This window comes from Actinomadura rugatobispora (assembly GCF_055379765.1).
In genome coordinates this window covers 11,025,004-11,045,081 of record NZ_AP029191.1, presented here as the reverse complement: position 1 = coordinate 11,045,081, position 20,078 = coordinate 11,025,004, and the positions used below count along the sequence as shown (strand labels likewise).

General features: G+C 73.6%; 20 protein-coding genes. 8 read left to right on the top strand and 12 right to left on the bottom strand.

The window, feature by feature from the left end:
• Positions 1-12: 12 nt before the first annotated feature.
• From ACZ466_RS49475 to ACZ466_RS49465, 3 genes are all read right to left on the bottom strand, one after another.
• Positions 13-438 carry a pyridoxamine 5'-phosphate oxidase family protein gene (locus ACZ466_RS49475; RefSeq protein WP_378287315.1) on the bottom strand — a complete coding sequence of 142 codons (426 nt, stop codon included), beginning with the start codon at positions 436-438 and terminating at the stop codon, positions 13-15.
• A 98-nt stretch (positions 439-536) separates the two neighbouring features.
• The gene (locus ACZ466_RS49470) at positions 537-1,217 is read right to left on the bottom strand and encodes a CBS domain-containing protein (protein ID WP_378287314.1); all 681 of its coding nucleotides are present in this window, start codon (positions 1,215-1,217) and stop codon (positions 537-539) included.
• Positions 1,218-1,247: 30 nt separating this feature from the next.
• A complete protein-coding gene (locus tag ACZ466_RS49465; RefSeq protein WP_464042105.1) occupies positions 1,248-1,604 on the bottom strand; it encodes an STAS domain-containing protein in 357 nt (118 codons plus the stop codon).
• 241 nt (positions 1,605-1,845) lie between these two features.
• On the opposite strand from ACZ466_RS49465, the gene ACZ466_RS49460 reads away from it, so the two are divergent.
• Positions 1,846-2,892 (top strand): Acg family FMN-binding oxidoreductase, encoded by a 1,047-nt coding sequence (locus ACZ466_RS49460; RefSeq protein WP_378287312.1) that lies wholly within the window; start codon positions 1,846-1,848, stop codon positions 2,890-2,892.
• A 38-nt stretch (positions 2,893-2,930) separates the two neighbouring features.
• Here ACZ466_RS49460 and ACZ466_RS49455 read toward each other — a convergent pair whose 3' ends face one another.
• Entirely contained in the window at positions 2,931-3,626 is a 696-nt protein-coding gene (locus ACZ466_RS49455) for a response regulator transcription factor (protein ID WP_378287311.1), read from the bottom strand.
• A 145-nt stretch (positions 3,627-3,771) separates the two neighbouring features.
• Here ACZ466_RS49455 and ACZ466_RS49450 point away from each other — a divergent pair, with 145 nt between their 5' ends.
• Positions 3,772-5,502: a sensor histidine kinase gene (locus tag ACZ466_RS49450; RefSeq protein WP_378287309.1), complete on the top strand. Its 1,731-nt coding sequence runs from the start codon at positions 3,772-3,774 to the stop codon at positions 5,500-5,502.
• On the opposite strand, the gene ACZ466_RS49445 is transcribed toward ACZ466_RS49450, so the two are convergent.
• Positions 5,499-6,467 (bottom strand): helix-turn-helix transcriptional regulator, encoded by a 969-nt coding sequence (locus ACZ466_RS49445; RefSeq protein ID WP_464044061.1) that lies wholly within the window; start codon positions 6,465-6,467, stop codon positions 5,499-5,501. The two genes, ACZ466_RS49450 and ACZ466_RS49445, sit on opposite strands and share 4 nt — an antisense overlap.
• Positions 6,468-6,564: 97 nt before the next feature.
• On the opposite strand from ACZ466_RS49445, the gene ACZ466_RS49440 reads away from it, so the two are divergent.
• Entirely contained in the window at positions 6,565-7,929 is a 1,365-nt protein-coding gene (locus tag ACZ466_RS49440; RefSeq protein ID WP_378287307.1) for an FAD-binding oxidoreductase, read from the top strand.
• Between the two features lie 26 nt (positions 7,930-7,955).
• On the opposite strand, the gene ACZ466_RS49435 is transcribed toward ACZ466_RS49440, so the two are convergent.
• On the bottom strand, positions 7,956-8,648 hold the full coding sequence (locus ACZ466_RS49435) for a response regulator (protein ID WP_378287306.1): 693 nt from the start codon (positions 8,646-8,648) through the stop codon (positions 7,956-7,958).
• A complete protein-coding gene (locus tag ACZ466_RS49430) occupies positions 8,645-9,898 on the bottom strand; it encodes a sensor histidine kinase (protein WP_378287305.1) in 1,254 nt (417 codons plus the stop codon). The genes ACZ466_RS49435 and ACZ466_RS49430 overlap by 4 nt, the downstream gene beginning before the upstream one ends.
• A 142-nt stretch (positions 9,899-10,040) precedes the next feature.
• Here ACZ466_RS49430 and ACZ466_RS49425 point away from each other — a divergent pair, with 142 nt between their 5' ends.
• Both ACZ466_RS49425 and ACZ466_RS49420 read left to right on the top strand, forming a co-directional pair.
• On the top strand, positions 10,041-10,967 hold the full coding sequence (locus ACZ466_RS49425) for an ABC transporter ATP-binding protein (RefSeq protein ID WP_378287304.1): 927 nt from the start codon (positions 10,041-10,043) through the stop codon (positions 10,965-10,967).
• Positions 10,964-11,833: a hypothetical protein gene (locus ACZ466_RS49420; RefSeq protein WP_378287303.1), complete on the top strand. Its 870-nt coding sequence runs from the start codon at positions 10,964-10,966 to the stop codon at positions 11,831-11,833. Before ACZ466_RS49425 ends, ACZ466_RS49420 begins: the two co-directional genes overlap by 4 nt.
• 92 nt (positions 11,834-11,925) lie before the next feature.
• Here the strand turns inward: ACZ466_RS49420 and ACZ466_RS49415 are convergent, their stop codons facing one another.
• Genes ACZ466_RS49415 through ACZ466_RS49405 form a run of 3 tightly spaced genes read right to left on the bottom strand, consistent with a single transcriptional unit; the run spans position 11,926 to position 16,014 of the window.
• Positions 11,926-14,229, bottom strand: coding sequence for an ATP-binding cassette domain-containing protein (locus tag ACZ466_RS49415; RefSeq protein ID WP_378287302.1), 2,304 nt, complete (start codon positions 14,227-14,229; stop codon positions 11,926-11,928).
• A gap of 40 nt (positions 14,230-14,269) precedes the next feature.
• Entirely contained in the window at positions 14,270-15,121 is an 852-nt protein-coding gene (locus ACZ466_RS49410) for an ABC transporter permease (protein WP_378287301.1), read from the bottom strand.
• Positions 15,118-16,014, bottom strand: coding sequence for an ABC transporter ATP-binding protein (locus ACZ466_RS49405; protein WP_378287300.1), 897 nt, complete (start codon positions 16,012-16,014; stop codon positions 15,118-15,120). The genes ACZ466_RS49410 and ACZ466_RS49405 overlap by 4 nt, the downstream gene beginning before the upstream one ends.
• Positions 16,015-16,252: 238 nt before the next feature.
• On the opposite strand from ACZ466_RS49405, the gene ACZ466_RS49400 reads away from it, so the two are divergent.
• The 3 genes from ACZ466_RS49400 to ACZ466_RS49390 all read left to right on the top strand — a co-directional run bounded on the left by ACZ466_RS49400 (position 16,253) and on the right by ACZ466_RS49390 (position 18,466).
• Positions 16,253-17,056, top strand: coding sequence for a maleylpyruvate isomerase family mycothiol-dependent enzyme (locus ACZ466_RS49400; protein WP_378287299.1), 804 nt, complete (start codon positions 16,253-16,255; stop codon positions 17,054-17,056).
• 129 nt (positions 17,057-17,185) lie between these two features.
• Positions 17,186-17,842: a class I SAM-dependent methyltransferase gene (locus ACZ466_RS49395; RefSeq protein WP_378287298.1), complete on the top strand. Its 657-nt coding sequence runs from the start codon at positions 17,186-17,188 to the stop codon at positions 17,840-17,842.
• 132 nt (positions 17,843-17,974) lie between these two features.
• Positions 17,975-18,466 carry an SRPBCC domain-containing protein gene (locus ACZ466_RS49390; protein WP_378287297.1) on the top strand — a complete coding sequence of 164 codons (492 nt, stop codon included), beginning with the start codon at positions 17,975-17,977 and terminating at the stop codon, positions 18,464-18,466.
• 24 nt (positions 18,467-18,490) lie between these two features.
• On the opposite strand, the gene ACZ466_RS49385 is transcribed toward ACZ466_RS49390, so the two are convergent.
• Positions 18,491-18,853, bottom strand: coding sequence for an antibiotic biosynthesis monooxygenase family protein (locus ACZ466_RS49385; protein WP_378287296.1), 363 nt, complete (start codon positions 18,851-18,853; stop codon positions 18,491-18,493).
• 78 nt (positions 18,854-18,931) lie between these two features.
• Positions 18,932-20,077, bottom strand: coding sequence for a winged helix DNA-binding domain-containing protein (locus ACZ466_RS49380; RefSeq protein WP_378287295.1), 1,146 nt, complete (start codon positions 20,075-20,077; stop codon positions 18,932-18,934).
• Position 20,078: the final 1 nt, after the last annotated feature.

The window sequence follows — 20,078 nt, the reverse complement described above, 5'->3', positions numbered from 1 at the left end:
GGAATGCGAGGCTCACACGGCTGGTGCGGAGTAGTCCGGGATGCGGCGGCCGGAGATCAGCTGGGGGTGGATGCGGATGAAGTGGTCGTGATCGCCGGGCGCCCAGGACCGCAGCGGCAGCGCGCGCAGCGCGGCCAGTTCGGCGCTGCCGGTGGCGGCGCGGGCGCGTCCGATCACGACCACGGACCAGCCGGTCCTGGACGCGGTGTCGAAGTCGTCGATCTCGAAGGCGACGACGGCGTCGCCCGCGGCGGTCGCGAGCCGGGAGGCGGGGGAGGTGCGGATGACCACGTCCCCGTCGGCGAGGACGTAGTTGACGGGCTGGACGGCGGGCAGCGCGCGGTCGGTGAAGACGATGCGCCCCAAGGGGGTGGTGGCGAGCAGGGACCGGCATTCCTCGGTGTCGAGGATCTCCAGCCCGCCATGGTCGAGTGGCATGGCCCCAGCCTGCCCGTCCTGGGATCCGCCCATCAGGGCCGAAAGTCCTCAATCCCTACCGGCCTGTTCTGCACGGCGCCGGGCCGCCGGGCCTTCCCTCACATGTACGGGTAGTGCCGGGTGATCAGGTCGTCGGTTCCCCATTCCAGGTGGGACTGCGCGGAGACGACCCCCTCGACGCGGCGGATGTCGTGCATCAGGGTCGGGATGCGCGAGCGGAGGTCGACGCTGCCGCGCACCTGAGCGCAGCCCTGCTCCACGGTGATCTCGAGCCGGGCCGGGTCGGGCCCGATGCTGCGGTCGGAGATCTCGGCGAGGATGTCGCGCCTGATCTCCTCGTCCGGGCGGTCGTACACGCGCAGCAGGTCCGACCGGGTCACGATGCCGGTCAGGGCGCCGGTGCGCGGATCGATCACGGGGAGCCGGCCGACCCGGCGGTGGCGCATCTCCCGGGCGGCGTCGCGGACGGTGACGTGCGGGCCGATGGTGTGCACGGGCGCGGTCATCAGCTCCGCCGCGGTCGCGGCCGCGCACTTGCGCCACTCGCGGTGCCGGCGCCTGGTGGCCAGCAGGTGCTCGCCCTCCGCGGCGGTGGGGTCGGCCTCTTTCAGGATCAGGTCTTCGGCGGAGACGATCCCGGAGACGCCGCCTTCGGCGTCGAGCACCGGAACCGCGTGCATGCGATGGTGGCGCAGTACCTCGACGATCTCCTTGAAGGAGGCCGTCTCCGGAACGGTCACCACATCGGTGGTCATCACTTTCTCAACGGTGGTCTCCATGGGCCCTCCTCCGGGCGGGTCCGGACCGGCTCAGCGCGGCGCGGAGCCGACGAAGCGCTCCTCCAGGCCGGTGATCTTCAGGATCTTCGTCACCAGCGGCCGTACGCGGGTCAGCCTGACCGTTCCGCCGCACGTCCCGGCGAGCGCGTCGGCCATCTCCAGGACGGCCAGCCCGTGGGAGTCGCAGAAGCGCAGCCGGGAGGCGTCGATGACGACGCTCGGCCGGTCGGGTGTGATCATGTCGGCCAGCAGGGCGCCGAACGCCCCGGCGGTCGCGAGGTCGAGCTCACCGTTCGCGCCCAGCCGCGTCACCGGGCCGCTCGAGCCCTTGATGGAGGCCGTCAGCTGCGGGAGCCCTCCCTGGGCGGCCGGTCGGGGCATGCTCATTGTCCTGCCTTCTAGGTGGAAATCCGTAAATCTCTCCATAACCTTCGTCGTCGTCACTCGCTGTGAGTAGGGACCAAGGTCCCGGTTGAGGCGTCCCAAGGTCGGTGGGCCGCCAGGACCGAGGTCGGGTCCCCGGCCATCGGCCGAGGCCCGCGTCCCGCGACAGAGGACCTTCGCCCCTGACCGTGCCCCGCGGCCGGGTGGTGGGCTGGTGGCAGGCCATCGAGGGGGAGGGATCGCCATGGGAACGGCCGACGTGGGGCGGGAGGCCGCGGAGGAGACGGCGCGGATCGTCCGGAAGGCGGTGGAGGCGGCGGTGTGGGCGCCGTCGGTGCACAACACCCAGCCGTGGACGTTCGGCGTGCGGGGTTCGCGGGTCAGCGTGCGCGCCGACGACGACCGCCGGTTGGGCGCCGCCGACCCCCGCGGCAGGGAGATGCTGATCAGTTGCGGTGCGGCGCTGTGCACGCTGCGGATCGCGATCCGGGCCCTCGGACGCGAGGCCGAGACCGACGTGCTGCCCGATCCGGACCGGCCCCATCTGCTGGCCGACGTCCGTCTGGGGACCAGAACCCCCGGCGACGAGCAGGACCTGAGGCTTTACGCGGCGGTCCACCGGCGCCGCGCCCATCGCGGGGCGTTCCGGGGCGCCGGGGCGCCGCCCTCGCTGCTGCCGGCTCTGAAGCGGGAGGTCGAGCAGGAGGGGGCGCAACTGATCCAGGCGGTCGAGACGCACACCCAGGAGGCGCTGGCCGGCCTCACCCGCGTCGCCGAGCACGTGCAGCGGCTCGATCCCGCCCATGCGGGCGAGGCGGCGCGCTGGGCCCCGGTGCCGGGCAGTGGACGCCGCGACGGAGTCCACGAGAGCGCCTATCCGGCAGGGTCCCCGCGGACCGAGCCGGACTTCCCCGGCCGCGACTTCGCCCGGGGGCACGGCTGGGGCGCCCAGGACATCGCCGATGAGGTTCAGGAGGTTCATGAGACCGGTGGGACACGGCCCGGGACCGGGGTCATCCTCCTGATCACCACGCCGGGCGACACGCCGCGCGACTGGATCCGGGCCGGCCAGGCTCTCCAGCGGATGCTGCTGCGGGCCGCCTCCGACGAGGGCCTGGCGGCCGCGTTCCACACTCAGGCGCTGGAGATCCCCGAACTGCGCGACTTCATCCGCGCCCGGTTCTGCAACGGGCGGTATCCGCAGATGCTGCTGCGGCTCGGCGTGCCGCTGGGCCCCGAGCTCGACTCGGTCCGGCGCCCGGCGGACGCGGTGATCAGCGAGGAGTTCTGAGCCTTCTGGCTTGATCTCCAGCCGGTCGCCCGGCCCGGCTAGCGTTCGTGATCGTCGCGTTTGGCCCGCTGGGCCTTGAGCTGGGCGGCGTAGGCGGCGGCCTGGGTGCGGCGGCTCATGCCGAGCTTGGCGAAGAGGTGGGAGATGTAGTTCTTGACGGTCTTCTCCGCCAGGAACATGCGTTCGCCGATCTGCCGGTTGGTGAGCCCTTCGCCGATGAGCTCGAGGATCTGGCGCTCCTGGCCGGTGAGGGCCTCGAGGGGGTCCTTGCGCTCGTCGCGGTCGCGGATGCGCTGGAGCATCCGGGCGGTGGAGCGGGGGTCGAGCAGGGACTGGCCCGAGGCGACGGTGCGGACGGCGCCGACCAGGTCCGAGCCGTGGATCTGCTTGAGGACGTAGCCCGCGGCGCCCGCCATGACGGCGTCGAAGAGGGCGTTCTCGTCGTCGAAGGAGGTCAGCATGAGGCAGGCGACCTCCGGCATGGCGGAGCGGACCTCGCGGCAGACGGTCACGCCGTCGCCGTCGGGCAGCCGCACGTCCAGGACGGCGACGTGGGGCCGGGCGGCGGGGATCCGGGCCAGGGCCTGCTCGGCGGTGCCGGCCTCGCCGACGATCTCGATGTCGTCCTCGGCGGAGAGCAGCGCGGCCACGCCGCGCCGGACGACCTCGTGATCGTCCAGCAGGAACACCCGGATCACGTCGCCGCCCTCCGTCCGCCGCCCTTCGGTGCCCACCGTTCCCCCCGATCTTGATCGGTGATGGAATTGACGTTAGCGGGCGGGGCGGCGCGCAGGAAGGACCGTGGGCCCCGCCGGCGGCGGGACCAAGGTCCCGGATCCGGTGAGGGGACGGCCGAGGGCATGTGAAGGGGTTGGGCCGGTGGCGCAGGAGCGGCGTTCGGGCGACGAGCGCGCCAGGGTGATCCTGCCGCAGATGCGGCTGGACGATCTGCTGGCCGAGCTTCAGTCGCGGCTGGAGGCGGCGCGGGGGACCCGTGACCGGGTGCACGCGCTGCTGGAGGCGGTGGTGTCGATCGGCGGCGAGCTGGATCTGGAGACGGTGCTGCGCCGGATCACCGAGGCCGCCACCACCCTGGTCGACGCCCGCTACGGGGCGCTGGGCGTGATCAGCGAGGAGGGGGAGCGGCTGGTCCAGTTCATCACGGTGGGGGTGGGCGAGGAGGAGATCGAGGCGATCGGGCACTGGCCGCACGGACTCGGGATCCTGGGCCTGCTGATCAAGGATCCGCGTCCGCTGCGGCTGCCGGAGATCGCCGATCACACCGAGTCGTACGGCTTTCCCGAGGGGCATCCGCCGATGCACACGTTCCTGGGCGTGCCGATCCGGGTGCGCGAGGAGGTGTTCGGCAACCTGTACCTGACCGAGAAGGCCGGTGGCGGGCGGTTCGAGGAGGAGGACGAGGTCATCGTCACGGCCCTGGCCACCGCGGCGGGCGTGGCGATCGAGAACGCCCGGCTGTACGAGGAGACGCGGCGGCGGGAGCGGTGGCTGGAGGCCTCCGCGGAGGTGTCGACCGCGCTGCTGTCGGGCACCGACCCGCACGAGGTGACCGCGCTGGTCGCGCAGCGGGCCCGGCAGATCGCCGAGGCCGACCTGGCGATGGTCGCCCTGGCGGAGGGGCCCGGGGGCGAGTTCGTCGTGGCGGGCGCCGACGGCGATCGCGCCGCCGAACTGGCGGGACTGCGCATTCCGATCGACCACGCCATCGCCGGGCACGTCTATTCGGGGGGATCGGCGGTGCGGCTGGAGGACGGCCGGGGCGTGGCGGAGGGGGTGCCCGCGCTCTCCGACCCGGAGCTCGGGCCGCTGCTGGTGGTGCCGCTCGGGCTGGGGGCCTCGGCGCGCGGGGTGCTGTCGGTGGTCAACCGGCCGGGCGGGGCGGTGTTCAGCGGTTCGGCGCAGCGGCTGCTGGAGGCGTTCGCCGCGCAGGCCGCGGTCGCGCTGGAGCTGGCCGACCGGCGCCGGGACGCCGAGCGGCTGGCCCTGCTGGAGGACCGCGACCGGATCGCCAAGGACCTGCACGACACCGTGATCCAGCGGCTGTTCGCCACCGCCATGACCCTGATGTCGGCGATCAAGATCACCGAGAAGCGGGACGTGGCGGGGCGCATCCAGCGCTCCGTCGACGATCTCGACGAGACCATCCGGCAGATCCGCTCCACCATCTTCGCCCTGCAGACCACCGCCGACGACCGGCAGAGCGTGCGCAGCCGCCTGCACGGCATCGTCGACGACGCCGCCGAACGCCTGGGCTTCGCCCCCTCCCAGCGCTTCGACGGGCTCCTGGACACCGACGTCCCCGAGGACATCGCCGAGCATCTGCTCGCCGTGGTCCAGGAGGCGCTGTCCAACGTCGCCCGGCACGCCCGTGCCACGCGGGCGGCGGTGACCGTCCACGTCGGCGGCGACGAGCTCGTCCTGCGGGTCGAGGACGACGGCGTGGGCGTCCCCGAGGACGTGCGGCGCAGCGGCCTGCGGAACATGGAGGAACGCGCCCATGGCCTGGGTGGGGCGTTCAGCATCGAATCCCGCTCCGGGGGCGGCACGGTGCTGCGCTGGAGCGTCCCGCTGAACCGGGACGCCCTCTAACCGGAGGATTCCTCTTCCGGCAGCCGGCTCCGGAGGCCGCGGAGCCGGGCGATGACCTCTTCGGAGGCGTCCTCCAGCGTGACATCGGCGTCGAGCGCGGTGAGCGCGGCGACGTACTGGGCCACGAGTTCGGCGGACTCGGCGCTGAGCCGGACGGTGCACGCCTCCCGCCCGCGCGGTTCGATCTCGCCGGGGACGTGGGCGAACAGCCGGACCCGCAGTTCCTCGGCGCCGAGCCCGACGGCGAGCCGGGCCGAGTACCGGTACGCGGCCGCCGCCAGCGACCGGGTGAGGTAGGCCGCCGCGTCGGGCGCGGGCAGGTCGCGTGGCGCGAAGCGGCCGTGCGCGGGCACGGGGCTCCCGATCCGGTCGACGCGGAAGGTGCGCCAGTCCGCGCGGCCGGGATCGTAGGCGATCAGGTACCAGCGTCCCTGCAGGGTCACCAGGTGGTGCGGCTCGACGCGGCGTGCGCTCGGCTCCCCGGCCCGGCTCAGGTAGTCGAAGATCAGCGGCTGCCGGTCCCGGCAGCACGAGGCCAGGACGGCCAGCACCCCGGGATCGACGCGGGGCGCGCCGCGCGCGGGGATCGCCTCCGCGGCGCCGCCGAGGGCCGCCAGCCGGGGGCGCAGGCGCGCGGGCAGGACGCGTTCCAGCTTGGCCAGCGCCCGCATCGAGCTGTCCTCGATCCCGGCAACGCTGCCGCCCGCCGCCGTGACCAGGCCGAGGGCGACGGCGATCGCCTCCTCGTCGTCCAGGAGCAGCGGCGGCAGGTTCCGGCCGGACGCCAGCCGGTAGCCGCCCGCGGTGCCGGTCGTGCTCTCCACCGGGTAGTCGAGCGCGCGCAGCCGGTCGATGTCGCGGCGCACCGTGCGGCCCGTGACGCCGAGCCGCTCGGCCAGCTCGGCGCCCGACCACTCGCGCCGGCTCTGCAGCAGCGACAGCAGGCGCAGCAGCCTCCCGGGCATGTCCTTGCGGGCCGAGTCCCTTTCCGCGTCCATGCCGTCCAAGAATGCCAGCCCTTGAGGACAAGATGTGTCCTCAAGGGCTCCTAGCGTGGGGCGCATGAACGACACGACACAGCGACTCGCCGCGCGCACCCGGGGCCCCGTCCACGCGCCGGGCGCCGACGGATACGACGAGGAGAGGATCGGCTTCCAGCTCCTCGACCCGCACCGACCCTCGGCGGTCGTGGCCGCGGCCGGCGAGGACGACGTCCGCGCCGCGGTCGCGTTCGCCGCCGAGCACCGCGAGCCCCTGGCGGTGCAGGCCACCGGCCACGGCCTCGCCCGCCCCACCGGCGGCGTGCTGGTCAGCACCCGCCGCATGACCGCCGTCCGCGTCGACCCCGAGGCCCGCACAGCGTGGTTCGAGGCCGGGGCGACCTGGCGGGACGTCATCGAGGCGGCCGCGCCGCACGGCCTGGCGCCGCTGTCGGGCAGCTTCCCCGGAGTCGGCGCCGTCTCCTACACGCTGGGCGGCGGCGCGGGTCTCATGGCCCGGCGGTACGGCTTCGCCGCCGACCACGTCCGCCGCGTCGACCTGGTCACCCTGGACGCCCGGCCCCACCGGGTCACGTCGGACTCCGACCCCGACCTCTTCTGGGCGCTGCGCGGGGGCGGCGGCAACCTCGGCGTGGTCACCGGCATGGAGATCGACCTCATGCCGGTCGACCGGATCTACGGCGGCGGCCTGTTCTTCGACACCGGGCAGGTCCCCGAGGTTCTGGACGCCTGGCGGCGCTGGACCGCCGGGGTCCCCGAGGAGATGAGCTCGGCGGTGTCGATGCTGCCCTACCCGGACCTGCCGATGCTGCCGGAGCCCCTGCGCGGACGGCACGTCGCCCAGATCCAGATCTCCTACCTGGGCACCGAGGACGAGGCGCGCCGCCTGGTGGAACCACTGCGCTCCCTCGGCCCGGTCCTGCGCGACACGCTGCGCGTGCTGCCGTACACCGAGTCCGGCGCGGTGTTCGACGAGCCCGACCAGCCGCACGCCTACCGTTCGCGGAACCTGCTGGTGCGCGATCTCGACGCCGGGGCGCTGGCCGGGCTGACGAAGGCGGCGGGCCTGGCGGCGCCTGTCATGTCCGTGGTGGGGCTGCGGCATCTGGGCGGCGCGCTCTCCCGCGCGCCGCGTACCGCCAACGCGGTCGGCCACCGGGACGCGGCGTACTCGGTGATGATCCTGTCGCCGGTGGAGCCGGGCGAGGAGCAGACTGTGCGCGGCCACCACGACGACGCGCTCGCGCCGTTCGCCCCGCACGCGCTCGGACGGTCCCTGAACTTCAGCTACGGCCCGCTCGATGAGGACGAGGTCCGGTCGGCGTTCGCGCCCGCCGACCACGCGCGGCTCGCCGGGCTCAGGGCGCGGTACGACCCGCACGGCCTGCTGCGGGCCAACCACGTGATCCCGCCCGCCCGCCGGTAACGCCGCACCGGCCGGATCGGCGCGGGTCAGCGGTTCGAGGGGGAGACCAGGCCCATCTCGTAGGCGATGATGACCAGGTGCACCCGGTCGCGGGCGTCGAGCTTGGCCAGCAGCCGCGTCACGTACGTCTTCACGGTCGCCGCGCTGAGCACGAGCCGCGCCGCGATCTCCGCGTTGGACAGGCCGCCGCCGATCAGCGTCAGCACCTCGCGCTCCCGCCCGGTGATGCCGGCTCCGCCGTCCGGCCGGTACGGCGGGACGATCCGGGCCGGGGAGGGGGCGGGGGAGGGCTCGGGCCGGGCGGCGAACTCCTCGATCAGCCGGCGGGTCACGCTCGGCGCGATCAGCGCGTCCCCGGCCGCCACCACGCGGATCGCCGCGAGGATCTCCGGCAGCGCCATGTCCTTGACCAGGAAGCCGGAGGCGCCCGCGCGCAGCGCGCCGTAGACGTAGTCGTCGTCGTCGAAGGTGGTCAGCACGACGACGCGGGCCGTCCCGGGACCGGCCGTGATGATCCGGGTGGCCTCGATGCCGTCCATGCCGGGCATCCGGATGTCCATCACGACCACGTCGGGCCGCAGCTCCCGCACCAGCCGCACGGCCTCGGCGCCGTCCCCGGCCTCCCCGGCCAGCTCCAGGTCGGGGGCGTCGGCCAGCACCATGGCCAGGCCCGCGCGCACCAGCGGCTGGTCGTCGGCCAGCACCACCCGGACGCTCATCCGACCCTCGCGGGCAGCGGCAGCCGGACCGCGACCCGGAATCCGCCCTCGGGACGCGGTCCGGCGGCGAAGTCGCCGCGCAGCAGCCCGACCCGCTCGCGCATCCCGACGATGCCGTACCCGGCTCCCGGCGTGCCGTGGCCGTGGCCGCGCCCGCCGCACCCGGGATCGACCACCTCGATGGACAGCTCCTCGTCCCTCCGGTCGATCGTCACCCGGCAGCGGCGGGCGCCGGCGTGCCGCACCACGTTGGTCACCGCCTCCTGCACGATCCGGTACGCCGACAGGTCGATCTCGGGCGGGAGCGGATCGCGGTCGCCACGCCAGCGCACCTCCACGTGGACGCCGGCGGCCGAGGTCGCGGCGACCAGCCGCTCCACGTCCGCCAGCCCGGGCGCGGACCCGGCGGGCGGCACCGCCGCGGTGGGGGAGGCCGGTTCTCCGGGGGCTCCCGGAGTGGCCGCGCCCGGTGCCGGCGCCTCCGCGCGGCGCAGCGCGCCGAGCATGCGGCGCAACCCCGCCAGCGTCTCCCGGCTGGCGCTCTCGATCGCGCCCAGCGCCTCGCCCGCCGCCGCGGGCCGGGTGTCGAGGACCATCTTGGCCGCGCCCGCCTGGATGGCGATGATGCCGATGCTGTGCGCCACCATGTCGTGCAGCTCGCGGGCGATCCGGAGCCGTTCGGCCGTGACCGCCTGGGCGTTGAGGGTGCGCGCGTGCTCCCGGCTCTGCCTCAGCGAGTGGCCCACCAGCCAGGCGATGACGGCCGTCAGCCCCACGGCCAGCTCGATCGCCGTCCCGATGGGGTAGCCGAGGAGCAGCCGCACCGAGGCGTACCCCGCCAGCGTGCCGAGCGCGAGGGCCGCGGCGGCGGCCGAGACACGGCGGGGACGCGTCAGGGCGATGTGGCAGAGGGCGACCTCGGCGGCCAGGAACTGCTCGAAGGTGATCTCCGTCGAGTTCAGCGCCATCGCCATGAAGACCGAGCCGGCGAGCAGCAGCGCCAGCGCGGGCAGCGGGCGGCGGCCCAGCAGCGCGCTGCCCGCCAGCGTCGTCACGGCGGCCGCCGCCAGGCTGTAGAGGTGCCCGGCCCACAGCTCGGAGAAGACCGGCGAGGGGCGCAGATCCTCCACCTCGCCCGGCAGCCGGACGCTCGTGACGTAGGAGTAGGCCAGCGCGGCGATCCAGGCCAGCGCCGTCCAGGTTCCCGGCGGCAGCCGCCTGATCAGCGGTGGAGGCGGCGTCACGTCCATGCCGTGATCGTAAGGGCCGGTCGGTGGCGGCGCATCGGACCGGTGGCCTACATCCGCGGTCGACGGCCGCCGCGCGGCCGTCGCCGGTTTGCCGACCGTGGTCCGATGCCCCGCCCCGGCGGCCTCCGGCACCGTGGGCCGGGTGATCGAAGCCCTTGAACTGACCAAGCGCTACGGCCGGGTGACGGCCGTGGACGCGCTGAGTTTCACCGTGCGCCCGGGGGTCGTCACCGGCTTCCTCGGCCCCAACGGCGCCGGGAAGACCACGACGCTGCGGATGATCCTCGGCCTGAACGAGCCCACCGCCGGGATTGTGACCGTCGGCGGCCGCCGGTTCCGGGACCGGCCGCGCGGGCTGCGGCACGTCGGCGCCCTGCTGGACGCGGCCGACGTGCACGGCGGGCGCAGCGCGCTGGCGCACCTGTCCGCGCTGGCCCGCGGCAACGCCGTCCCGCGCCGCCGGGTCGCGGAGGTCCTGGAGGAGGTCGGCCTGGCGGGCGCGGCGCGCCGCCGCGTGGGCGGGTTCTCGCTGGGCATGCGGCAGCGGCTGGGGATCGCCGCGGCGCTGCTGGGCGACCCGCCCGTGCTGATGTTCGACGAGCCGCTGAACGGCCTGGACCCCGAGGGCGTCCGCTGGCTGCGCGGCCTGCTGCGCCGGCTGGCGGCCGAGGGCCGGGTGGTGTTCGTCTCCAGCCACATGATGAGCGAGATGGAGCACACCGCCGACCATCTCATCGTGATCGGCCGGGGGCGGCTGGTCGCGTCCGAGCCGCTGGAGGAGTTCGCGGCCCGCGGCGCCCGAGCGGGCGTGGCCGTGCGCACGCCGGACCCGGCGGCGCTGGCCGCGCTGGTGACCGCGGAGGGCGCCGAACTGCGGCGCGAGGACGACGGGACGTGCGTGGTGAGCGGGATCGGCGCGGCGCGGATCGCCGAGCTGGCGTTCGAGCACCGGGTGATGCTGCACGAGGTCACGCCGCGCGGTTCCGGCCTGGAGCAGGCGTTCATGGAGCTCACCGCCGGCGAGGCCGAGTTCCGCGGCGCGGGCGGGGAAGAGGGGCGGAGCCGATGAGCACCGCGAGCATGCCGGAGGGCGGCGCGACGTCCACGGCCCGCCGCGAGGGCGCCGCCGAGCCCCGGGCCCGGTTCGGTCACCTCCTCTCCGCCGAGTGGACCAAGCTGTGGTCGCTGCGCTCGACCTACGGCGTGCTGGCGGCGGGCGCGCTGGCCGTCGTCGGGATCTGCGCCAACTCCGCGCGCTCCAACGTCCATCTCATCCAGGCCAACGGGACCGAGGAGCAGCGGCTGGCGATCGACCCGGCGCACGCCGCGTTCGTCCCGGACGCCTACCTGATCCTCATGATCATCGCCGGGGCGGTGGGCGCGATGGCGGTGTCGGGCGAGTACGCCGGCGGGCTGATCCGCACCACGTTCGCCGCGGTGCCGGCCCGCCGCCAGGTGATCGCGGCCAAGGCGGCCGTGGTGACGGCGGCCCTGCTGGTGTTCGGCGCGGTCGTGGCCGCCTCCTCGTTCGGGCTGACCCAGGCGTTCTACGCCGAGGTGCGCATCGGGCTGCCGTTCGGCGCCCCCGGAGCGCTGCGCGCCGTCGCGGCGTCCGCGCTGCTCGCGCCGTTGTGCGGGCTGGTCGGCATGGCCCTCGGCGCGCTGGTCCGGCACGTCGCGGGCACGGTGGTGGCCGTGGTCGTGGTGCTGGCGGTGCTGCCGAGGCTGTTCATGGGGGAGACCTACCGGTGGGTCAAGGAGATCGGCAACGCGATGCCGGTCTCGGCGTGGTCGGCGCTGGTGGAGAATCCGGCGGCACGGCACGTGCCCGCCCGCTATCCGGTGGGGATCGCCGAGGCCTGGACCGTGTACGGGGCGTGGGCGCTCGTCGCGGTGATCATCGCGGTGGCCGTCGTCCACCGCCGCGACGTCTGAGCCCCTCCCGCCGGCGCCGTGGTGCTCGGCTCTGACCTGGTGTGACGCGGTGGGCCTGCGGGGCGGTCGCCGCCGCCCCGCAGGCCCACCGTTCACGGCCGGTGCACGTACTCGCGGAGGTGCACGGCGGTCAGCGAGGTCCCCTCGTCGACCAGTTCGGCGGGGGTGCCGGTGAAGACGACCTGGCCGCCCTCGTGCCCGGCTCCCGGTCCCAGGTCGATGATCCAGTCGGCGTGCGCCATCACGGCCTGGTGGTGCTCGATGACGATGACGGTGTTGCCGTCGTCCACCAGCCGGTCCAGCAGGGCGAGAAGGTGGTCCACATCGGCCAGGTGCAGGCCGGTGGTGGGTTCGTCCAGGATGTAGGTGGACCCGTTGCGGGCCATGTGGATGGCCAGCTTGAGGCGCTGCCGCTCACCGCCCGACAGGGTCGTGAGCGGCTGCCCGAGGCCGATGTAGCCGAGCCCGACCGCGGCCAGGCGGTCGAGGATCACCCGGGGCTGCCCGGTGGTGAAGAACTCGCGGGCCTCGGCCACCGGCATGCCGAGGACCTCGCTGATGTTCTTGCCGTTCAGCCGGTACGACAGCACCTCCGGGGTGAACCTGCGGCCCTCGCACTCCTCGCACACCGAGGCGACCTCGGCCATCATCGCCAGATCGGTGTAGATCAGGCCGATGCCCTTGCAGGCCGGGCAGGCGCCCTCGGAGTTGGCGCTGAACAGGCCCGGCTTGACGCCGTTGGCCTTGGCGAACGCGGCGCGGACCGGGTCGAGCAGCCCGGTGTAGGTGGCCGGGTTGGACCGCCGCGACCCGCGGATCGGCGACTGGTCGGCGACGACCACGCCGTCCCGCCGCGGCAGCGAGCCGTGGACGAGGGAGCTCTTGCCGGACCCGGCCACGCCCGTGACCACGGTGAGGACGCCCAGCGGGACGTCGACGCTGACATCGCGCAGGTTGTGCAAGGAGGCGTTCTCGATCCGCAGGTGCCCGCTCGGGGTCCGCGGCTTGTCCCGCAGCTCCACCCGGTGGTCGAGGTAGTCGCCGGTGAGCGTGCCGGATGCGCGCAGCCCGTCCAGGTCGCCCTCGTAGCAGAGCCGGCCGCCCTGCGCGCCGGCGCCCGGCCCGAGGTCGACCACGTGGTCGGCGATCGCGATCATCTCCGGCTTGTGCTCGACGACCAGCACCGTGTTGCCCTTGTCGCGCAGCCGCAGCAGCAGGTCGTTCATCCGCTGGATGTCGTGCGGGTGGAGTCCGGCGGTGGGCTCGTCGAACACGTAGGTGACGTCGGTCAGGCTGGAGCCCAGGTGCCGCACCATCCGCACCCGCTGCGCCTCGCCGCCCGACAGCGTCCCGGACTCGCGGTCCAGGCTCAGGTAGCCCAGGCCGATCTCCACCATCGAGTCGAGGGTGTCGCGGAGGGCCTCCAGCATCGGTCCGACGGCCGGATCGCGGACCGTGCGGACGAACTCGGCCAGGTCGCTGATCTGCATGGCCGAGCACTCGGTGATGGTGCGGCCGTCGATCGTGCAGGACCGGGCGGCCTCGTTCAGCCGTGCGCCGCCGCAGTCCGGGCACGGGGTGAGCTTGACGGCCCGGTCGGCGAACTCGCGCGCCTGCGGCCGCATGGACTCGCGGTCCTTGGCCAGGTAGAGCCGCCGGACCTTGACGACCAGGCCCTCGTAGGTGAGGTTGTACTTCTCGATCTTGATCTTGGTGGCGGGCTTGTGGAGGAAGTCCTCCCACTCGGCGGCGGTGAAGTCCTTCAGCCTGCGGTCGGGGTCGAACAGGCCGGAGTTCGCCATCAGCTGCCAGTAGTAGGTGTCGACGCCGAAGCCGGGGACCTTGATCGCCCCCTCGTTCAGCGACAGCTCCCGGTCGACCAGCTCGTCGACGTCGATGTCGGAGACCCGGCCGAGCCCCTCGCACGCGGGGCACATGCCCTCGGCGGCGTTGAAGCTGAAGGCCAGCGGCGGTCCGACGTGCGGCGTGCCGATCCGGCTGAACATGATCCGCAGCATGGTGTGCGCGTCGGTGGCGGTGCCCACGGTGGAGCGCGAGTTGGCGCCCATCCGCTCCTGGTCCACGATGATCGCCGCGCTCAGGTTGCGCAGCGCGTCGACCTCGGGGCGGGCCAGGCTCGGCATGAAGTTCTGGATGAACGCGGTGTAGGTCTCGTTGATCAGCCGCCGTGACTCGGCCGCGATCGTGTCGAAGACCAGGGAGGACTTGCCGGAGCCGGAGACCCCGGTGAAGACGGTGAGGTGCCGCTTGGGGATGTCGAGGGAGACGCCGGTGAGGTTGTTCTCCCGCGCGCCGCGGACCTGGATGAGGTCGTGCGCGTCGGCGGCGCGGTGACCGGAGCGGCGGACGCCGCCCGGCTGCTGGCTGGAGACCACGAAGACCCTTCTGTCAAAGGTGGGGGAAACTCGGAGAACCCTACACTGTACGCTGTACGGCTTTTTCTATCCGGGCGGCGACGCTGGATCCGGACTCGCGCCGCGCCATCCGCCGCAGCACCGCCGGCGCCACGACCAGTCCCGCGACCGCCCACGCGCCGAGCACGCCGGCCGTCTCCAGGTGCCGCCAGGAATCACCGATCTCGGCCGCGGCCACCGCGTCCGGCAGCATCGCCGAACGCAGCCCGAGCCCCAGCCAGTAGAGCGGGAACGCCTGCGCGATCCACTGGAGCCACTCGGGCAGCGCCGTGACCGGGTAGAACACCCCGGAGATCACGGTCAGCCCCATCATCGGCAGCATGACCACGCCCATCCCCTGGGGGCTGCTGAACAGGGAGCCCAGGATCGCCCCGATCGGCAGCGCGGCGAGCAGCCCCAGCGCGAGCACCCACGCCAGCGTCGCCCACGACGACACCGCGCCCAACTCCAGCCCGTCGAACAGGAACGCCGCCGCGACCAGCGGCACCAGCAGCCCGGCGACCGTGATCCCGGCCCGTCCGAGCACCTTGCCGACGAGATAGCCGGTCATGCCGTTCGGCGTCGCCTTCGCGCGCAGCAGCGTGCCGTCCTCGCGTTCGGTGGTGAGCGTCATGGCCACCGAGACCATCCCGTTGAGGACGATGTTCATCGCCAGGATGCCGGGGACCGCCTGCGACCCGAGGGAGAAGTCGGCGCCCGGCACGGTGCCGCCGCTCAGCATGTACATCACGGCCAGCGCGACGACCGGGAAGAACAGCGCCCCCCACACCTCCTGCACGCTGGTGGCGCTCTGCCGGAACTCGATCCGCCCGCGCTCCAGCCCGGCCCTGAAAGCGACCGCCTGCCCGCTCACGCCGCCTCCCCGGCGGCTTCGGCGGTGAGCTCGGCGGGAGCCTGCGCGGCCTTGCCGGACTCGAACTCCCTGACCATCTCCATGTAGACGTCCTCCAGGCTCGCCCGGCGCACCTCCAGGTCGCCGACGGCGTCGCCGTGGCGCTCGAACAGCCCGCGCACGTAACCGGTGGCGTCCTCGACCGACCGGGCCCGCGGTTCGCCGTCGAGGCTGTAGCGGACCTCGGCCTCGCGGGAGACCTGCGCGGCCAGCCGCGCCGGGGTGCCGTCCGCCACGATCCGGCCGCCCGCCAGGATCAGGATGCGGTCGGCGAGCCGCTCCGCCTCGTCCAGGTCGTGGGTGGTGAGCAGTATCGCGGTGTCCTCCAGGTCCGACAGCCGCCGCACCAGGCCGTGGAACTCCCGCCTGGCCCGCGGGTCGAAGCCGACGGTCGGCTCGTCCAGGAACAGCAGGTCGGGACGGCCGACGATGCCGACGGCCACGTCCAGCCTGCGCCGCTGCCCGCCGGACAGGTCGGCGACCCTGGCGCCGGCCCGCTCGGCCAGCCCGACCAGGGAGAGCAGTTCGGCGACGTCGTGGGGGCGGGGGCGTCCCGGCGCGCCGTAGGGGGCGTAGTAGCGGCCCAGATGGGCGAGCAGCTCGCCGACCCGCCACCTGCCGTGGTCGCGCCACGACTGCAGCACGATCCCCAGCCGCGCCCGCCACGCCTCGTCGCCGCGTTCCGGATCGGTGCCGAGCACCCGCACCTCGCCCGCGGAGCGCCTGCGGAAGCCCTCCAGGATCTCGATCGTCGTGGTCTTGCCGGCGCCGTTCGGGCCGAGCAGGGCCACGACCTCGCCGCGCTCCACCCGCAGATCCACCGCGCCCAGCACGTCGGTGGTGCCGTACCGCATGCGAAGGCCCCGGACCTCGACGGCGGGCTCGGTGGCGGATTCTTGACGAACGGTCTTTTCCGGGCTGTCGTCAATATGCGCCCTTGTTCTCATACCTTCAAGCGTCTCATTGAAGTTTCCGTCTAGCCTTTTCGCTAGGTCTCCCTGGGGCTTTGCCGGTAGCTGCGGGCAAAAGTCTCAAGACGGGGAGGAAGCACGGTGAGATCGGGGCGGCGCCGCATCGCTAGCGTGGTGTGCCATGCCGCCACTGAGCTTCGACCGCCACCGCGCCGAGATCGTCCGCCAGACCGAACTGCTGAGGGAGACCGTCAAGGAACCCGACAGCGCGGATCTGACGGCACCGGTGCCCACCCGCCCGGACTGGACCCTCGGCCGGTTGCTCCGGCACCTCGGCGGCGCCCACCGCCGGGCCGAGGAAGTGGTCCGCACCCGAGCCGCCGGGACGCCGCCGGAGGGCCGGGACGACGACGAGTCCGCCCCTGCCGACGAGGATGCGGCCGCCCTGGACGGCCGGCTGGCCGAGGGCGCCGAACGGCTGGCGGAGACGCTGGCCGCGGCGGGCCCCGAAGCCGAGGTGTGGACACCGGTGCCGGGCGTGGCCTCAGCCGCGTTCTGGGCCCGCCGCATGGCGTTCGAGACCGCCGTGACCAGGGCCGACGCGGCACTGGTCACCGGCGCCGCGTACACACTCGACGAGGACGTCGCCCTCGGCATGCTGGACGAGTGGATGGAGTACGGCACGTCCCCGGAGGCCTACCGGGAGGCTCCGGGCCGTCCCGCGCTGCTCGGCCCCGGCCGCACGCTGCACTTCCACGCGACCGGCACCTCCCCGGGCGCGGCAGGCGAGTGGCTGGTCGACCTTACGGGGGACCGCCCGGTCTGGCGGCACGCCCACCAGAAGGCCGCCGTGGCCGCGCGCGGTCCACTGACCGACCTGGTGATGCTGCTGTACGGGCGTCCCGCCGGCGGTGTCGAGATCTTCGGAGACCGGACGCTGCTGGACCTGTGGCTCGATCGTTCGGCGTCCTGGCTGAACGAGTGAGGCCCGCCGGAGGCGGCCCCTTTTGCTGAAACGGCAAAGAAGTTTGTCGTTAGCGCGGATCTCGCGCAGGCTGTCACCCGGTGGGGCGCCGTGCCGGCGCCCCGGGTGTTCGAGCGGAGAGGGCGCACGATGACAGAGGGATCCCCGGCCCACGAGACGGCCGAGCAGACGGCCGAGCAGTTCTGGGAGGAGTTCTACGGCAAGAGCGACCGGATCTGGAGCGGCAGGCCCAACCCGCTGCTGGTCCGCGAGGTGGCGGACCTGCCGCCCGGCACGGCGCTGGACCTGGGCTGCGGCGAGGGCGGCGACGCGATCTGGCTGGCGGCGCGCGGCTGGCGGGTCACCGCGGCCGACATCTCCGCCGTGGCCCTGGAGCGGGCGGCCGGCCACGCCGCCGAGGCCGGGGTGGCCGACGCGATCGACTGGCAGCGGCACGACCTGGGCGATTCCTTTCCCGCCGGCTCGTTCGACCTGGTCTGCGCGCACTTCCTGCACTCCCCGGTGGAACTGCCGCAAGAGCGGATCATGCGGTCGGCCGCGGCGGCCGTCGCGCCCGGCGGCGTGCTGCTGGTGGCCGGGCACGCCGGATTCGCCTCGACGGAACGCCACCGCGACCACGAGGCGCACTTCCCGACGCTCACGGAGATGATCGACTCTTTCGACCTGGAGGAGGGCCGCTGGGAGGTCGAGGTGAGCGAATCGGTGACGCGCGAATGGACCGCCCCGGACGGAGAGCAGGGCACCCGCACCGACAACGTTGTCCGGATCAGGCGCTCGAAGGACTGAACCCGACCGTCACCGCCCCGGCCTCCGAAAGGGTCACGGTGACGCTCGGGACGATGACGCAAAGTTTTCCGTCCCGGCGCGTAACCGGGAGAGCCGCCGAGCAGGTCAGAGGGTGGACGGAAGGAGGGCACGATGGCGAGACATGAGCTGGGCGACGAGCGGACCGGTGTCGTCGCCGAGGGAGACGAGCTGATCGTCGAGCGGGTGTTCCCCGCGCCGCCCGCCCTGGTGTGGGCGGCGATGACCTCGGCCGAGCACATTCCGCACTGGTGGGGGCCGCACGGTACGACGGCCGAGGTCACCGAGATGGACGTGCGGCCCGGCGGCCGGTGGCGGATCGGCGACGGGGCCACCGTGGTCTTCACGGGCGAGTTCCTGGAGGTCGACCCGCCGGCCCGGTTCGTGCGGACCTCGGCCCCCGAGGCGGCGGCCGGGGCGGAGCCCGAGAAGCCGCCCGCGGTCGAGACCGTCACCTTCGAGGAGGTCGAGGGCGGCACGAGCATGCGCTACCAGGCCAGGTTCCCCTCGGAGGAGGTGCTCGACTACGCGGTGTCGGTCGGGATGACCAAGGGTGTCCTCGAGCAGTTCGACCGGCTCCAGGAACTGCTCACCCCCATGCCCTGACCGCCCGGGGCCGGCGGGTGCCCGTCAGGAGCCGGTCTTGCGCGGGCCCGGTCCCACCTCCCGCGCCACGGTGTAGCGCGGGGACTCGGTCATGCGCGGCTCGGCCTTCCCCTTGAGCCCGTTCAGGGCCTGCTGGATCGCGGCGATCCGGCCCTCGGTGTCGGAGACCTCCTCGAAGTGCCGGAAGTCGGCCTCGCTGGCCCAGTGGACCACGTTGTAGACGCGCGTGCCCTCCACGCCCACCAGGAAGCGGGCGGAACGGTAGCCCGGGTAGAACCGCACCCAGCGTTCCTGGATCTCGGCGAACGCCTCGACCAGGTCGCGCTGGGTGTCGGGGCCGTCGACGGTGTAGTCGATGATCGAGTAGAAGCCGGGGTCGGCGGTCACGGGCGCACCTCGTTCGGGACGGTGATCGGTGTCGACGGCCATCCTGCGACCTCAAGCGCCCTTGAGGTCAACCGGCGATCAGGCGTGGCCGCCCACGGTGACCGTGCCGATGGTCAGCTCGGGCCTGGCCTCGAGGATCTCTCCCACGCGCTCGACCTGGGCGTCCAGTTCCTCGCGCCGCGCGGGGGAGAGGGCGACCAGCGGCTCGACGGTGACGGCGAGCCTGCGCCCGGAACGGCGCTGGTGCCACAGCCCCGCCACCTCGCCGTCCAGCAGGAGCATCTGGAAGTTGCCGCCCAGGACCCGTTCGGCGGCCTTGCCGGGGTAGAGGAACTCGGGCGGCTGGTTGCCGACCCGGTAGGCGTAGGTGTCGAAGTAGGGCAGCAGCCGCACGCCGCTCGGGGAGGTGGCGGGCGCGGCGGTGTCCCCTGCGCTCACCCAGGCGGCGGCGCCCTCGACCTCGACTCGTTCGAGCCGCCCGCCCAGCGCGTCGAACAGCTCGTTCGCCCAGGTCACCGGCGTGCTCAGCCAGTGCGCGAAGCGTTGCGGCGTGGACGGCCCGTAGGCGTGGAGGTAGGCGTGCACGAGCTCGCCCAGTGCCGCCTTGGCGTCCATGGGCCGCAGGCCGGGCAGCCAGCGGTGCGGATTGGTGTAGGTGACCTTCCGGCCCCGGTTGGGGCCGAAGCACATGACGCCCCTGATGCCCGCCTCGTGGTGGGCCTGCCGCCAGCGCGGCCACATGCCCTGGAAGGCCGGCATCGTCAGTTCCCCCGCCCACGGGCCGGTGCGTTCGACGATCGCGTCGGTGAGCTCGTCCACGGTCAGCTCGGCGTCGGCGAGGGCGTCGCCGATCGCCGCGACGATCTCGTCGGTCTGCGCCCGCGTCAGCCGCTGATCGGGGGGAGGGGTGTTCGCCTGCGGCAGTGCCGTCAGCGCCCCCACCCACATGCCCAGGTCGCGGGCGGGCAGGAGGTGGACGGTGCCGCGCGGCCCGTAGGTCTTGACGAGGCTGCGGTCGCCCCACAGCGCCTCCCGCACGTCGAGCCGGGTAGCGCCTTCGATCCGGAGCGCGATCCCCAGCTCGGCCGCCGACAGCACCTGGGCGTGCACGCCCGCCATCGCGGTCACGATCCCGGCGGGCCGCGCCCCGGTGGAGGGGGCCGACAGCGCGTGCCGCTCCAGCCGCCGGGCGCGGACCTCGTCCCAGGTCATTCGCACGGTCACC

Coding starts and splice junctions, on each gene's coding strand:
- ACZ466_RS49475 (WP_378287315.1), bottom strand. CDS start 438: ATGCCACTCGACCATGGCGGGCTGGAGATCCTCGACACCGAGGAATGC.
- ACZ466_RS49470 (WP_378287314.1), bottom strand. CDS start 1,217: ATGGAGACCACCGTTGAGAAAGTGATGACCACCGATGTGGTGACCGTT.
- ACZ466_RS49465 (WP_464042105.1), bottom strand. CDS start 1,604: ATGAGCATGCCCCGACCGGCCGCCCAGGGAGGGCTCCCGCAGCTGACG.
- ACZ466_RS49460 (WP_378287312.1), top strand. CDS start 1,846: ATGGGAACGGCCGACGTGGGGCGGGAGGCCGCGGAGGAGACGGCGCGG.
- ACZ466_RS49445 (WP_464044061.1), bottom strand. CDS start 6,467: ATGCCCGGGAGGCTGCTGCGCCTGCTGTCGCTGCTGCAGAGCCGGCGC.
- ACZ466_RS49440 (WP_378287307.1), top strand. CDS start 6,565: ATGAACGACACGACACAGCGACTCGCCGCGCGCACCCGGGGCCCCGTC.
- ACZ466_RS49435 (WP_378287306.1), bottom strand. CDS start 8,648: ATGAGCGTCCGGGTGGTGCTGGCCGACGACCAGCCGCTGGTGCGCGCG.
- ACZ466_RS49430 (WP_378287305.1), bottom strand. CDS start 9,898: ATGGACGTGACGCCGCCTCCACCGCTGATCAGGCGGCTGCCGCCGGGA.
- ACZ466_RS49420 (WP_378287303.1), top strand. CDS start 10,964: ATGAGCACCGCGAGCATGCCGGAGGGCGGCGCGACGTCCACGGCCCGC.
- ACZ466_RS49405 (WP_378287300.1), bottom strand. CDS start 16,014: ATGCGGTACGGCACCACCGACGTGCTGGGCGCGGTGGATCTGCGGGTG.
- ACZ466_RS49400 (WP_378287299.1), top strand. CDS start 16,253: ATGCCGCCACTGAGCTTCGACCGCCACCGCGCCGAGATCGTCCGCCAG.
- ACZ466_RS49395 (WP_378287298.1), top strand. CDS start 17,186: ATGACAGAGGGATCCCCGGCCCACGAGACGGCCGAGCAGACGGCCGAG.
- ACZ466_RS49390 (WP_378287297.1), top strand. CDS start 17,975: ATGGCGAGACATGAGCTGGGCGACGAGCGGACCGGTGTCGTCGCCGAG.